Annotated in this window: 14 protein-coding genes; 3 read left to right on the top strand and 11 right to left on the bottom strand. The window is 60.4% G+C overall.

From position 1 onward, the window contains the following. Window positions 1-34: 34 nt before the first annotated feature. On the bottom strand, window positions 35-742 hold the full coding sequence (locus ACIPZ8_RS01025; protein WP_400719170.1) for a S24 family peptidase: 708 nt from the start codon (window positions 740-742) through the stop codon (window positions 35-37). Window positions 743-829: 87 nt separating this feature from the next. Here ACIPZ8_RS01025 and ACIPZ8_RS01020 point away from each other — a divergent pair, with 87 nt between their 5' ends. Beyond that, on the top strand, window positions 830-1141 hold the full coding sequence (locus tag ACIPZ8_RS01020) for a DUF6124 family protein (RefSeq protein ID WP_294325582.1): 312 nt from the start codon (window positions 830-832) through the stop codon (window positions 1139-1141). A 429-nt stretch (window positions 1142-1570) separates the two neighbouring features. Beyond that, on the top strand, window positions 1571-2086 hold the full coding sequence (locus ACIPZ8_RS01015) for a DUF4880 domain-containing protein (protein ID WP_400719169.1): 516 nt from the start codon (window positions 1571-1573) through the stop codon (window positions 2084-2086). On the opposite strand, the gene ACIPZ8_RS01010 is transcribed toward ACIPZ8_RS01015, so the two are convergent. Genes ACIPZ8_RS01010 through ACIPZ8_RS01000 form a run of 3 tightly spaced genes read right to left on the bottom strand, consistent with a single transcriptional unit; the run spans window position 2066 to window position 5269 of the window. Then, window positions 2066-3280 (bottom strand): MFS transporter, encoded by a 1215-nt coding sequence (locus tag ACIPZ8_RS01010; RefSeq protein WP_400719168.1) that lies wholly within the window; start codon window positions 3278-3280, stop codon window positions 2066-2068. The two genes, ACIPZ8_RS01015 and ACIPZ8_RS01010, sit on opposite strands and share 21 nt — an antisense overlap. Then, on the bottom strand, window positions 3273-4208 hold the full coding sequence (locus tag ACIPZ8_RS01005) for a diiron oxygenase (protein ID WP_400719167.1): 936 nt from the start codon (window positions 4206-4208) through the stop codon (window positions 3273-3275). The genes ACIPZ8_RS01010 and ACIPZ8_RS01005 overlap by 8 nt, the downstream gene beginning before the upstream one ends. Before the next feature lie 14 nt (window positions 4209-4222). Next, window positions 4223-5269 (bottom strand): SagB family peptide dehydrogenase, encoded by a 1047-nt coding sequence (locus ACIPZ8_RS01000; protein WP_400719166.1) that lies wholly within the window; start codon window positions 5267-5269, stop codon window positions 4223-4225. Between the two features lie 505 nt (window positions 5270-5774). On the opposite strand from ACIPZ8_RS01000, the gene ACIPZ8_RS00995 reads away from it, so the two are divergent. Beyond that, window positions 5775-6923 (top strand): M14-type cytosolic carboxypeptidase, encoded by a 1149-nt coding sequence (locus tag ACIPZ8_RS00995; RefSeq protein ID WP_400719165.1) that lies wholly within the window; start codon window positions 5775-5777, stop codon window positions 6921-6923. 42 nt (window positions 6924-6965) lie between these two features. Here ACIPZ8_RS00995 and ACIPZ8_RS00990 read toward each other — a convergent pair whose 3' ends face one another. Genes ACIPZ8_RS00990 through ACIPZ8_RS00960 form a run of 7 tightly spaced genes read right to left on the bottom strand, consistent with a single transcriptional unit; the run spans window position 6966 to window position 13313 of the window. After that, window positions 6966-7931: a spore coat protein U domain-containing protein gene (locus ACIPZ8_RS00990; RefSeq protein ID WP_400719164.1), complete on the bottom strand. Its 966-nt coding sequence runs from the start codon at window positions 7929-7931 to the stop codon at window positions 6966-6968. Beyond that, window positions 7922-10315 (bottom strand): fimbria/pilus outer membrane usher protein, encoded by a 2394-nt coding sequence (locus ACIPZ8_RS00985; protein WP_400719163.1) that lies wholly within the window; start codon window positions 10313-10315, stop codon window positions 7922-7924. The genes ACIPZ8_RS00990 and ACIPZ8_RS00985 overlap by 10 nt, the downstream gene beginning before the upstream one ends. A gap of 12 nt (window positions 10316-10327) precedes the next feature. Further along, entirely contained in the window at window positions 10328-11104 is a 777-nt protein-coding gene (locus ACIPZ8_RS00980; protein WP_400719162.1) for a molecular chaperone, read from the bottom strand. 42 nt (window positions 11105-11146) lie between these two features. Continuing rightward, the gene (locus ACIPZ8_RS00975; protein ID WP_400719161.1) at window positions 11147-11650 is read right to left on the bottom strand and encodes a spore coat U domain-containing protein; all 504 of its coding nucleotides are present in this window, start codon (window positions 11648-11650) and stop codon (window positions 11147-11149) included. A gap of 15 nt (window positions 11651-11665) precedes the next feature. Continuing rightward, window positions 11666-12199 (bottom strand): spore coat U domain-containing protein, encoded by a 534-nt coding sequence (locus tag ACIPZ8_RS00970; protein WP_400719160.1) that lies wholly within the window; start codon window positions 12197-12199, stop codon window positions 11666-11668. Between the two features lie 19 nt (window positions 12200-12218). Continuing rightward, entirely contained in the window at window positions 12219-12755 is a 537-nt protein-coding gene (locus tag ACIPZ8_RS00965; protein ID WP_400719159.1) for a spore coat U domain-containing protein, read from the bottom strand. 30 nt (window positions 12756-12785) lie between these two features. After that, window positions 12786-13313, bottom strand: coding sequence for a spore coat U domain-containing protein (locus ACIPZ8_RS00960; protein WP_400719158.1), 528 nt, complete (start codon window positions 13311-13313; stop codon window positions 12786-12788). Window positions 13314-13326 lie beyond the last annotated feature (13 nt).

The raw sequence follows: 13326 nt of genomic DNA, 5'->3' as shown, positions 1-13326 counted from the left end.
TGTCGCGAAAGGGCTGCGCAGCAGCCCCAGCAATCTAGAAGGTTCCGTGCACCCGCACGACCACCCCGAGAAACTCGCAGCCTTCTTCACACACCAGCGTCGGATAACTGCGGTTCAAGGCCTTCAGATACTGCTGCCCCCCCTCCTCGGCCAGCTCACGCAACATCGCCGTCTTCCCCGGCTGCCGGGCAATCACCAGCCGCCCCGGCTCCGCCTCCAGCCCCGGATCCACCAGTATGCGCATGCCCTGAGGCACACTGCGGCCACTGGCCGAGCTCATCGCATCGTTTTCAACTGGCAGCCAGAACGCTTTGCCCTGGGCCAGGTAGTCCGTCTGTTCGAACAGGCCAGGCTCGGCAATCTCTGCAGTGCTCAGCGCGTGCCAGGCCAACACCGGGTAGCGGAAGCACACGATGTACTGCATGAGGTCCAGTTCGTCATCGGTGTCATCCACATCGTAGATGCCACGCGCCTCGCCGACCTGACCCTGGATACGCAACTGCAAGCTGACGCTGTAGTGGGGCATGCCAATCTCGACGAACGTGCGGTTCATCGATTCGATCTTGGGCTGACGCCGCTTGTTCACCCAATGCCCCACGCTGCCCTGAGACACGCCAACGCGCTCGGCAAGCTGCTCTTGGGTGAGCTTCAACTCCTCCATCCGGTCACGGACGAGGGCAATCCATTTATCCATATTCATCGCTGGCACGATACGGACTGCCTTCTGGCGCTCAATAAACATTCAGTATTATTTCTAGAAAAGCACACAAATACCCAAGGTATTAAACTCGGGCAGAACCTTTTCCCATTGGCATGCGCAGGTATCAGGATGAAACCAACGAAAAACGACGTAACAGATCTGGACAGCGAAGCGGCCCGCCGCGCCCTCGACTACTACCTGAACCCCAACCCCACGCGCCCCAGCGCGCACAATCAGATCTGGACCTTGCACGCCGGCGTCACCGCCGAGCAGGCCCAGGACCATGCCATCGAATTGCTCCGCTGTGCCGCCGCCACCGCCCATGAAACCGCCACACACCAGGAAGGCAGCACCCGCGAGCTGACGTTCGCACTGATGCACATGATCGATATGGCCAGGGCCTTGCTGGAGCACAGGCGCGCCTTGCAGAACGGTTTATAGGCAAAAAAAGAAGGGAGAAACGTGATGGCCGAACCGGCGAAAGGCCCCGTTTGCCGGAATGAGGAAGCGCGCCGGTAAAATTTTTTACCGGATAACTGAAAATTCATTTGACTGGCAAATGATAACGATTATTATTGCACTCAGCTGATCGCAAGATCTGCTGGATAACCCGGAGCTTAGGTCGCTCCAGATTATCTCCTCATCAGGCTAATCACGGTTTTTGACCCGGCTTTTTGCCGGGTCATTTTTTTGGCTCTTCAGGCTAATGAAGATCGTTGATGGCGCGCATGATAGCAAAAGTGTTTCAGAGCGTGAACGCTCATTACAAATCTTTGCGGAATCAGCACTTGAGAATCAATCTCGTTTTTACTACGCTGTTTCTGCATCAAGGACGATGCCCCCACCCCTACCCCGAGCAAGGAGCTGTCCATGAGCCGTCTGCTGCTGCCCCTTGAGCACCCCACGCCTTCCAGCGAGCATGCTGCCGAGACTGAACTGCTGTTCGCACTCAAGCGCCTGCCCCGGCGCGTGCAGCAAGTGTTCCTGCTCAATCGCCTCGATCAGCTGGACTTTGCCAGCATCGCCAAACGCCTCGACCTCCCGCTGCTCAGCATCGAACGCAACATGAACCAGGCCCTGCAAGTGGTGCAGCCACGCGGGGATGCGTTGGCCAGTGTGGCCGGGCAATGGTATGTGCGGTTGCAGAGCCCTGACGTGACATCGTGCGAACGCATCGATTTTCGCCGTTGGCTGGATGCGTCACCTGCGCATTTGCAAGCGTTTCATGACACCGAACTGCGCTGGCGCAGCCTGCTCGTCCCGGCGCGGGAGCTGGGGCAGGATGGCTGGTATCGGCAAGGGCGTGCGGCGATTTCGGTGGGTGGGTGTTCGGTGGCGGTAGGTTTGGGCTTGGCTGCGCTACTGCTATTTGGGTATTGGGCCTGAGTCACAAACCTGCTGGCGCAGCTCCAAACCTTTCAGATAGATAAGCAAGTAGCAGCCCGCGAGGCTGCAGGCGACAAAGCCCAGCGCCAGGCTCATCGGCAAGCTACTCCTCATGGATGCCACCAGCATGCTGGCGCCCCCACCGAATGCAAACAGCATCGTATTGTTGAGCGAGGCCGCAGCACCTGCACGCTCCGGGTGCAACCCCAGCGCATGGCTCGTTGCAGCTGGCCGCACAATGGTTGTACCGATGGTACAGAGCACCAATGGAAGCAGAAGGCTGAAAACCCCAAGCTCATGCAGGGTGACAACCAGGCAAAGAGCAAGCCCAGCCAGACCGATGAGTGCGAATCCCCAACCCACCTGCGCATGCATCGCGATGCGGCAATTCAGCCAACTGGCAATGAAGCCGCCGATCAGGTAAGCCAGTCCATACCCGAGAAAGACTATGGAAAAGGCGAACTCCGTCAGGCCAAGTTGCTCGATGAGCAACAATGGGGAGACGACCACAAATGAAAAATGGCAAGCGAACGCCAAGCATGAAAATAGCGAACTGACGAGAAACGCACGGTCTTTGAGCAAAGCCTGATAACTATTTAAAACGCCTGCACTGCCAGATGATGTCGGCTTCTCTTGCAGTAACCTCAACGCAAGCGCCAGCACAACAATGGCCAGCACTACAAAGACCTGAAAGCTGCCTGCCCAACCGAGATATTGCTGGAGCACACTGCCTGCAAGGGGCGATAAAGAAATAAACAAGCCACTTGCGCTGGTCATCAGGATACGCATCGCATTGCGCTGATGGCCGTTGAACCTATCCTGCACCAGGGCCTGGCTAAGCACGAAGCACCCGCATCCCACCGCCTGTAGAAGGCGGAAAAACATGAAGCCTTGGTAACTTGTTGCGAGGGTGCATCCCACCGCACCTGCAACGGAAACTACTAGACCAGCTATCAGCAGACGCTTTCGCCCCATTCGGTCAGAAAGCGGACCGATGATAGTTTGCGAAATGGCGACACCGACAGCGAACAGGCTGATCGAATATGCAATGTACTGCGCATCGACACGAAAATCCCGGGCCATCAAAGGCACAGAGGGCAAAATCACATCGAGCGGAAACACGCCCAGAAGACTGATGAGGAGGAGCAATAAAACATAACAGCGAGTGGACTGCGAAGCGTCTCGTCTATTCATCGATCCAACCCTCATTTTTCAACTGGCGAAAGTAGGATGCATTCGAGAGCAGATCGGTACGCCTTACAGCTTTCAGAGTCAATTGCAAAGTAGAGGCAACCCTACGACGCCAGTTTCGCCTAAGATGATTTGCAACACGCTCACGACAAAGCGCTGTATCTTTTACCTGAAACCTTATAAATGAAATATCTGGACGGCAAAAAATACGCACCACCACTAACAATGCATTTACAACAAAGTCCCTTTCGGCGGTCGACGCCTGCCCCCACAGCTTGACAAAGCAGTCGGCAAAAAAAACCGAATGCTTGGCCTCATCATGCAAATGATCTGTCAGCATGCTGAAAACAGGCACATTCAAGTCATCCTGCCCCAACAGCGATAGCTCACGTGTTATGACGGTCTCAGAAATGAACGCCATCACAAATAAGGCAAGTTCTTCCCACTTGCCGGAATAGCGAGCCAAAAGCCTACTCAAATGTTTTAAGCGAACTGAACGATACCTTTCCAGCCTATGGTAACCAGCAATTTGCTCGGCCAGATCCTTGGAAAACAGGGCATGATACCCTTCATCAGCATACAGCTTTAAGACCTGACAACGCTCCCCCACCGAAAAGTGCATAGATAACTCGCCATGCACCATGCAGTTGACCGCCTTGTTGACGATAGTCATCTCAAGCTCAGTTGTATAGTCCAGGAAATACAGCAAATGACTGACATGCAGCTTGCGAACTTCCTGAAGAGGCAAATTTTCTATTCCCGGGCACTCCATGATCGGCATTAAAGCCGCGGGAAACCATAAGCTCGGCTCTGCCCGTAGAAAATCCTGTCCGGAGAGTTCATATGCATAAGGGCGAGCACGAACGGAACTGGTGCTATCCCACGTATTGAACACCATGACGGCACGACTTACTTCTTTCTGTTGGCTCATCCAAACGACGCCCCCTAGCGTGACAGCATCCTCAGGCTTTCAGGTGTGGCCTCACCACTGGTGTACCCACAACCCACAAAGAAAAGCACCTGCTCGTGGGGATTTTCCAACTTTAGGAAAGGCTCTATATCCTGTTCGCACAGCGCTCCTGTGAGCCAGGTCCCCAAACCAAGGGAAGTACTGATAATCTGAAACGTCTGAGCGATGTGTCCCACTTCCAGTAGTGCATTGCGATAAGCGCGCGAATGCTCATACTTCCACCACAACTTATCGAACCTTGATGTAAAAAATACGCCAGCGGACAGATTATTCGCAAAATGTTGCCCCGATAGCATCTGCCCTACTGACGGCACGTCAGTAGATTTGAGAAGCAATCGATGACTGGCGGCATCATAGTAATAGATCCCTTCGTCAAGCCCTTCGACATTTCTCACCAGCACATAGCCTTCAGTTGAATTCAGTCCCCCGCCGGATGGGCTGCACCGGCGCTTTCGGAGGGAATCAGGCAACCCACTAGCCTCCGGAACTTCGCGGTCTTTTACAAACCCCAATGTAAACTGCAAAATTTTCGCCAATATTTCTAGCGGAAGTGGTATATCAATAAATTCCCTGGTAGTCGAGCGACGACACAGACCTTGCTCGAGTTCCCCTTTACACGTCTTCCGAGGTAGCAAGACACCCGCTCCACCTCCATCTTGCGCGTAATCTATAGGCAGCGGTTTCGCCCATGCACCGTCACAATGCTCCAAATACAGCTTCGCCCACTCCTCTTCATCTTGAGGTATATCGTCCAGGGGAATATTCTTCGTGCCGAAGTGAAAAATTCTGGACAGTACGTCCCACCCCCAATAGTCCGATTGCTCTTGAGTAGTTTTCACGAGCCCTGCGCGAATCAACTCCTGATCAACTTTGCAGCTCTGATCAATGCAATCCTGATTATAAATCAAAAAAATCAAGCGCCGAGCATGAGCGGCTGACAACTCATACTGCTTATGCGCCTTGAAATCCCAGCAAATGAGGGATGAGCCGAGCACTATAAAAAAACAATCTTCACTGATCATCAGTTCCTCCACTGGCTGACTAAGCGCAGGCCGGCTCTGCGCTTAGTTATCAGCCTAAAAGCCTAATCAGGCCTTTTTGACCAGGTGAGCCAGATTGGCCAGTTTACGAGACTCCATTTTGACTTCTTTCATTTCAATTTCTCCATTGAGTGCCGCGTCATTGCGACGAACTAATAATTAGTCATCAATGCAAGATGCACAAGCTGAATCATTGAAGGAAACCCCCCAAAGATTTGTAGGAATTTTCCAGTACTGGCGTTTTTCGAGCTTGGTTCCCGCCATAAACTCCAAACCTCGCAATTCACTGAACAGCAAAGAAATCGCAGCATTCAGCAGCTGAGCAGCATGAAATCTCTGGTGTTCCTCAGCCAACTCAGACTTGGTTACTCAAGTTACAAAGCAACTACTGATCGCGATCAAGAGAAGCGATCCAGCCCTTCTCCTCACACGCCCCACCCTCAAGCGGTGTACAGTACCCCCACAACAAATCCCAAGGAGCCCGCCCATGACCGTGACGCTGTCCCCCCTGCAAATCGACTGCGATTTCGATTCCGGCAACATCCTGATCCTGGATGCCAGCAACCCGGCCCAGGTGCACCTGGCCATCCGCCCGGACACAAATAGCGGCCACTTCCAGTGGTTCCACTTCAAGGTCAGCGGTCTCACCCCGGGCCAGGTCCATCGCTTCAGCCTGGACAACGCCAGCGAGTCTTCCTACAAGAACGCCTGGAGCGGCTACAACGCCGTGGCCTCCTACGACCAGCAGACCTGGTTCCGCGTGCCGAGCCAGTTCGATGGTAAGGCGCTGTCGTTCGAGCTCAAGGCCGAGCAGGAGCAAGTCTGGTTCGCCTACTTCGAGCCTTACCCGCGTGCCCGCCACAACCAGCTGATCGAACGTGCCCGGCAGATCCCTGCCGTCGAGCTGCTGGCCTGCGGCCGCAGCGTGCAAGGCCGGGATATCCCGCTGCTGCGCGCAGGCGATGGCGCGGCGGGCAAGCGCAAGCTGTGGCTGATTGCCCAGCAGCATCCGGGCGAGCACATGGCCGAGTGGTTCATGGAAGGGGTGATCGACCGGCTGCAAGCCAATGACCCAACCGTTCAGAAACTGCTGGCAAAGGCCGACCTGTACCTGATCCCGAACATGAACCCGGACGGCGCCTTCCTTGGCCACCTGCGCACCAATTTCAAGGGCAAGGACCTGAACCGGGCCTGGCAGGATGCCAGTGTCGAGTCGAGCCCGGAGGTGTTCTTCGCCCAGGCGCAGATGAAGCAGTACGGGGTGGATGCGTTCATCGATGTGCATGGTGACGAGGAAATTCCCCATGTGTTCACGGCGGCCTGTGAGGGCAACCCGGGGTATACGCCACGGCTGGCCAGGCTGGAAGAGCAGTTCCGCACGACCTTGTGCAGCGTGACCAAGGACTTTCAGACGGTACATGGCTACACCCGGGACGAGCCGGGCCAGGCGAATATCACGCTGGCGTGCAATGCGGTGGGGATGGCCTATGACTGCCTGTCGCTGACCCTGGAGATGCCGTTCAAGGACCATGACGATGCGCCGGAGCCGGTGGCCCAGTGGTCAGGGGCGCGCTCCAAGGCGTTGGCCGGGGCGGTGCTGGAGACCTTGCTGAAAATGGTCGACGATTTGCGTTGAGCAGGTTCGACCTCTTCGCGGGGCAAGTACAGGACTGCACTGTCAGAACTGCACATCGAGTATCACATTGTCGACATAGCTTGCCGCCGGCGGTGTCGTCTGGTCGGTATAGACCTTGGCGTTGTAGTTGAACATCTGGCTCCCGGTGCCGGTGCCGTTTCCGGGGTTCACGTCGGCATCGCTGCTGGAGCGCCGGGCCGTGGTCAGCGAACCCCAACGCACGGTGCCGGCGCTCTTGAAGATGTCATAGGCCAGGTAGTTGCCGGCCGTGGACTTCATCCGCCGCCGCCCGCCCGAGACATTCTCCCCATCGTTCAAGCCCACTGTGTAGGCACTGCCCTTGGTGCACGACAGACTCACGCTTTGGCTTACGGTACCGAACCCCGCCACTACCGGCGCGCTGCCGAAGCTGATGTTGGGCGTGGTGATCTGGCAGTCGTTGCTCACAGTCAAGCTGACGTTCAAAGTTCGGCTGCCGGAACCTACGTCACGGCCCAAACAGATGCTGCCAATACCGATCCCGGAGCAGTAGTCCCAGCTCCAGGCGATGGTCAGGGTCTCCTGGTACACACCCGCGGCGACGTTGCTGCCGACCTGGGTCTTCATGTACAGCGGCACGGACTTGGGTGTGGTGCCATTGAGCAACCCCAGCAGATCGAGGATGCCGTTACGGGCGAAATCAAAGGCAACGCCGCGGGTGATCGGATAGCTGGTGCTGTTGTCGGCGTACAGGGTGTATGGAATGACGTCGCCCGTAGGGCCGACCAGCCCACTGGTGGAGGACGTGATGGTGGCGTAGAAGTGGTCGGTGGAACTGAGCAGGCTCAGCAGCGAGCCGGTGCACTGCAACCCGGAGTTGGTGCTTGAAGCGCTCTGTACCGTGGTACGCACCAGGGTCGAGTTGATCGTGCCGAACGCCGCGGGCAGGGTTGCCACCGACGAGCACAGCGCCCACGCCGAACCGGCCGGCAACAGCAGCAGGCTGTACAACAGGCCTTTCATCTGCATACCAGCGGACCGATCAGTGGAATCGAGCCTGCCGATGCCGGCAGATCGAATTCGACCTGGCACTGCCCGCCCCCCTCCAACGCCACCTGCAGGCGGTTGTGCGGCGACAGGTTCTCCAGGTACACCAAGCCGTCCCAGCCGACCACAGCCTGACTGCCGCTTTCCTGATGGCTGACCTTGCTGCCCAGCTTGAGCGGCTGCTGATTGCCATCGACCAGTTCGACGCTCGCCGCCATGACACGCCGGATCGCGAACTCCAGCAGATAACCACTTCCACGGCGCACCGCCACCCGCTGTTCGACCTCGGCCGTCAGCACATCGGGCGGCAAGTCCATCGGGTCGATTTCATACTTGCCGCGGTAGTAGCCGCTGCTGTACGGCACCAGCAAGTGACCGCTACGGTCGGTGCGGCCGATTTCCTGATTCTCGTAACGCACCGGCACGTCGGCGTAGCCACTGGTGCTGACCACCACGAAGGCATCGTCGATGCGGTTGGCGGCAAACAGCCCAGCGTCCATCCACACCAGCGAGCCACTGGCGTCGGCCCAGCGGGTCATCTCGCCGCTGCTGCCGTACACGCCGGCCTGCACCTGCACCGATTGCAGGCGCCAGGTGACGTCGGCCTGGCGGTAGGCATCGCGGTCGCTGCCGCCGGCATAGCCGAGGTTGTAGCCGACGCCGCCGCCTACCGGCACGGCGCGGCTGTAGTTGACCCGTTGCAGGCTTTCGCCATCTTTGCTGCGTTCGGTGCTCACTGCCAGGGTGCTGCCGAAGTCGAACGGAATCACCACCTGCGCCTGCACCGCCCAGTTGCTGTCACCAACCTCGCGGTTGGCCGACAGGTACAGGCTGCTGTTGCCCCACAGCGGCTTGCTCCAGCTCAGGTTGATCAGCCGGGTGCGCGTGTCGTCGCCGGCGCGCACATCGAAATAGCCAACGCCAAGGCTGCCGTACTGGTCGAGGTTGACGCTCAGGGTCACCTGTTCGCTGCGCTGGCTCAGTTGCATGTCGGGGATGTCGACCCGGGTCAGGTCCGAATACTCGCCATACCGTTGCAGGCGCTGGTAGTTGAAGCCGATGCGCTGGCTGTTGTACTGGTAGCCGAGGGCGACCTGGTGGCCCGTCTCCCCTTCGAACCGGCTCTGCGCCAAGGCTGCATTGAGCACACCGAACGTGCCCAGGCGCATGTTGCCACCCAGACCACCGAGCAGCAGCGATTCGGCGGTCTCGACATGGGACTCCAGGGTGAAGCTGTCACTGACGCCGTGGCGCAGGCTGGCCGAGGCAACCCCCGTTCCATAGCCGAAATCTTCCACGGCATAGTCCCGACGCAGGCTGCCCGCAGCCACCGAGAAGTCCGACAGGCCTTTCTGCAACAGGCTGCTGGTGACATAGAACGGCAAGGTGGTCGACACCTGCCGGCCCAGCGCATCGGTGGTCACCACCACCGCCTCGCCAGCGCCGTTGATGAACGGCACGTTGGTCAGGGTGTAGGGCCCGGGCTGCAATTCGGTCGTACTGGACTTGTAACCGTTGATGAACAGGTCCAGCGAGGTCGGCACCGCAGCTTCACCGGCGAAGGCCGGCAAGGGATAAGTGACCAGGTCCGGACGCGCGCCAAAATCCCGCGACAGCTGCAGACCGCCAACCCGGACCGAGCTGGTCCACGGTAATGCCCCGGTGACGAAGTCGCCGGCCTCGTAAGTCAGCAGGCGCTGCTCGTCGGTGAAACGCCAGGTGGTGTCGTAGCGCAGAAAACCCTGGCGGCTGTCATCGCGCTGCGCGCCGTTGAACGACTGGCGCCACTGGCCGGTGGTCGAGAACGTGCCCCAGCTGTCGAACAGCCGCAGTTCGTTCCAGGCCGCCAGGTAGGAACCGCCATCGTCGGTGTCATTGAGGTACAGGTCGTAGTTGAACAAAGCGCCGAAGCTGCTGCGCGCCTCGCTGGCCGGGTACAGGCCGCGGTCACCGACCTGCTGGTCTGGCAGCCAGGCCGGGGGCACCTGCAGCAGCAAGCGCTGGTTCTGGCTGTCGTAATCGGTGTGCAGGCCCGCCACATCGTCCAGCGCCAGCTCACCTTGCGGGTCGCCTGGCAGCTGGATGCCGAGGTTGCGCAGCACCTCGCTGTCCAGGTACAGGCGCCCGGCCCGTTGCTGCACCGCCACCAGCTCAGCCCTGGGCACTTGGTTCACCAGCAGGTCGAGGTACAGCGTGGCGTCGGCGATGGCAGTGGTTTCGCTGGGCGGCGGTGGCAAGTCGTCGGCCAGCGTCAGGCCGGGGCCGAACAAGGTCAGCCCCAGGCACCAGCAACGCGAAGCCCGCGACAGCCATCTCACGCACGGATTCCGACCATTGCCAGGTCCTCCATGGCCCTTGCCCTTCATTCAGTAGCGGGCTCACTGCCCTTGCCGGATCGCTTCGGCCACTTCCTGGCCGTTCACCCTCCCCTTGATCACACTGCCCGCATTCGGCACCACCGGCGCCGGCCAGCGCATGCTGGCGCCAGGCAGCACGTAGCCGAGCAGGCCTTCGGCCAAGGCTTTGCCCTGGCCGCCCTGCTGCACCACTACATCGGTCAGGCGCGCATGTACCGGGCCGGTGTTGCGCATCTCCACATAGGGTTTGCCCTGCACCGTCACCGGGCGCCAGCTGAGCTGCGGTTTGCCGACGCCGTCGGCGTTGCGCTTGCCTTGCGGGTCGGGCTTGCCCCACAAACCTTCGCCATAGACGAACAACGGCACCGAGTAGCGCATCTGCAGGCGGATCGCTGCAGTGGTGCCCTGGCTGGCGGCATCGGCGGGCAATGGCGAGGGGATCTCATCGATGATGATGCGGTAGGCCTGCTCCTGGCCGGCCGGCGAGCTGCCCGTGCGGGTCAGGCGGATCAGCTGCTTCTGCCCCGGGGGAATGTTGGCCACCGGCGGGCTGCCGATGATCTCGCGCTGGGCCTGGAACTGCTCCTGATAGTCACCCTGGCGCCAGGCGAATACCCGCACCTGCAGACTGGCCGGCGCCGTGCCACGATTCTCCAGCCACAGCGCACCGGCCTTCTGGTCAGCCTCCAGCACCGGGTCGATCGGCCAGATCAGCACCGAGGTGGCCGCCCCTGCCGGCAGGCTCGCCAACAGCAACAAACCGATCACACCTTGCGCCCACTTCGCGCCTGCCCCCATGCCGCTCTCCTTGGTCTCTTTTCTTCTTGGGTGCTGGTGTATTCACCAGGTCACCGATACTTGCACCACATCGGTGTAGGTCCCGGCCGGCAAGGTGCCGGGCAACTGGGTACGGCCATACACCGGCAATTTGATGGCCGTGGCGTCGGTGTAGCTCACCGCCACGCTCTGGCCAATGCCCAGGGCCTGGCTGTAGGCCGCGTCCTGGTACAACTGGTAGGCCAGCACCTGGGTGCCGCCCGTACGCTTGAGGTTGCGCGTGCCACTGGCGCTGTTCTGGCCACCGTCCAGGCTCATGCTCAGGCTCACCCCGGGGGTGCACTGGAAGGTCACCGTGGTGCCGCCCAGCGAGGTACTGAGAATGCCGGTGGACAGCGCCGACTGGGTGCCGAAATCGAGCACGCCATAGCTGGTCACCCCGCCCACCACCAGGCAACCGGCAACAATCTGCGCACTCACCTGGAAGGTGCTGCTGGTCGCCGCATCCAGGGGCGCGGCCAGCAACAGGCCGAGCCCCGTCAGGCAACCCGCGAGCCAGGCGCGCATGGCGGCGAACATGGCTCAGAACGACAACTCGACCGCCACCGTGTCGGTGTACGTCCCGGCCGGCAGGCCGGCCTTGCCACGGGCCTGGCCATACAGGTTGACGGTCTGCGCCACACCGGTGCTGGTCGGCAAGGTGATGGTGCCGTCGATGGCCAGCAGCGTGGTGTGCCCGGCATCGGTGTAGAAGTCGTAGGGCACGAAATTGCCGGCGCCATCGGCCAGCGCACGGGTACCGCCGGCCGACTGGCCGTCGTGGGTGCCGGCGCGCACGCGGATCGCCGGCACTGTGCCGGCCGAGCAGAGAATGCTCATGGCGCCACCGCCGCCGCCCAGCACCTGGGCATTGGCCGTGGTGAACAGGGCTTCCTGGGTGCCGAAGTTGAGGGTACCGAAGTTCAGCCCTGAGTTGCCGCCACTGCCGTTGACCTGGCACGCCGAAGTCAGGGTCAAGGTCGAGGTGATGGTCCCGGTCACCGTGGCGGCCTGGGCATGAGCGGCCATGGCCAGGCCGAGGCCGGCGAGCATGCAGCGGGGGAAAGTCGTTCGCATCGGAGTCTCCTTGCGTCGTTTACCAGTCCAGGGTCACTCTCAGGGTGTCGCGGTACAGCCCGGCGGGCAGCGCGCGCGGTTGCGCCACTACCACACCGTAGATGGGAATAGGGATCTGCGCGGAACTGCTGACGGTGAAGGCGCGGGCCTGGCCGATGCCGTAGCGGCTGTTGCCACCCGGGTCGACCGCCAGTTGGTAGGGGATCATTTCGCGGCCATTGCTCAGCCGGCGCACACCGTCGTCGCCATTCAGGCCACCGTTGATGCGCACGTTGAATGCCCGCACCTCGGGCGTGCAGCTGATCTGCAGGCTGCCCTCGCCGCCCGCTTCGTCGACCCGGCTGCGCAGCGGTGTGTCCCAGTTCGGGCCGCGCTGACCGAAATCCATCAGGCCCGGGTTGCCCAGCGTGGCTGGCGGCTGGTCACCGCTGTTGATCTGGCAGGCGGCGCTGATCACCAGGCGGGCCTGGATGAACCCGGTGGTGGTGCCATGCGCCGCACCACAGGGCAACAGCAGCGGGCCGAGACTGAGCAACAGGATCGATGTGCGGTTCATGGCGTGTCGTCCTTGTGCATGGCGGCCTCGCTACCAGGTGACCGTGATCTTGAGCAGGTCGCCGTACTGCCCGGCGCGTGGCACCCAGGCCAGCTTGTCGATCCGGGCGTAGAGTGGCAGCTCAACCGAACCGCTGTCCGGTACGCGCGCGGCATGGGCCTCACCGACGACAACCGGCTCGCGCCAGGCAGCATCGCGGTACAGCCGATACGGGATCGGCCTGGCCTGGCCATCGCCGCTGCCCAGAAACCGCAGTTCGCCGACGCCGCCGTGCTGACCGCCGTCTACCCGCACCTGGTAAGGCGTGTCGGGGTTGCACTCAAGGCGCGGTGGCCGCTGGTTGATCAGCACGCCACTCAATGGCCCGCCAGGCCCATCCAGGCGTGCGGCAGTGCCCAGGTCGATCACGCCCAGGGCCTGTGCACCCGCATCACGCTGTTGCAGGGTCAGCATGCAGCCACGCTCTACCAGGACCCGCACTTCCACGAGGAAGTCCGCCGCCCCGGCAATGCCGCTCAAAAACAGGCCCAACAGCGCGGCCAGAAAGCGTTCCGTCACTGGGTGATCCTTG

The organism is Pseudomonas sp. NPDC089422 (assembly GCF_044749405.1).
Lineage (GTDB): Bacteria > Pseudomonadota > Gammaproteobacteria > Pseudomonadales > Pseudomonadaceae > Aquipseudomonas.
The sequence above is the reverse complement of the archived record's forward strand: the minus strand, read 5'-3'. Positions and strand labels throughout refer to the sequence as shown.

Coding starts and splice junctions, on each gene's coding strand:
- ACIPZ8_RS01025 (WP_400719170.1), bottom strand. CDS start 742: ATGTTTATTGAGCGCCAGAAGGCAGTCCGTATCGTGCCAGCGATGAAT.
- ACIPZ8_RS01020 (WP_294325582.1), top strand. CDS start 830: ATGAAACCAACGAAAAACGACGTAACAGATCTGGACAGCGAAGCGGCC.
- ACIPZ8_RS01015 (WP_400719169.1), top strand. CDS start 1,571: ATGAGCCGTCTGCTGCTGCCCCTTGAGCACCCCACGCCTTCCAGCGAG.
- ACIPZ8_RS01010 (WP_400719168.1), bottom strand. CDS start 3,280: ATGAATAGACGAGACGCTTCGCAGTCCACTCGCTGTTATGTTTTATTG.
- ACIPZ8_RS01005 (WP_400719167.1), bottom strand. CDS start 4,208: ATGAGCCAACAGAAAGAAGTAAGTCGTGCCGTCATGGTGTTCAATACG.
- ACIPZ8_RS01000 (WP_400719166.1), bottom strand. CDS start 5,269: ATGATCAGTGAAGATTGTTTTTTTATAGTGCTCGGCTCATCCCTCATT.
- ACIPZ8_RS00995 (WP_400719165.1), top strand. CDS start 5,775: ATGACCGTGACGCTGTCCCCCCTGCAAATCGACTGCGATTTCGATTCC.
- ACIPZ8_RS00990 (WP_400719164.1), bottom strand. CDS start 7,931: ATGCAGATGAAAGGCCTGTTGTACAGCCTGCTGCTGTTGCCGGCCGGT.
- ACIPZ8_RS00985 (WP_400719163.1), bottom strand. CDS start 10,315: ATGAAGGGCAAGGGCCATGGAGGACCTGGCAATGGTCGGAATCCGTGC.
- ACIPZ8_RS00980 (WP_400719162.1), bottom strand. CDS start 11,104: ATGGGGGCAGGCGCGAAGTGGGCGCAAGGTGTGATCGGTTTGTTGCTG.
- ACIPZ8_RS00975 (WP_400719161.1), bottom strand. CDS start 11,650: ATGCGCGCCTGGCTCGCGGGTTGCCTGACGGGGCTCGGCCTGTTGCTG.
- ACIPZ8_RS00970 (WP_400719160.1), bottom strand. CDS start 12,199: ATGCGAACGACTTTCCCCCGCTGCATGCTCGCCGGCCTCGGCCTGGCC.
- ACIPZ8_RS00965 (WP_400719159.1), bottom strand. CDS start 12,755: ATGAACCGCACATCGATCCTGTTGCTCAGTCTCGGCCCGCTGCTGTTG.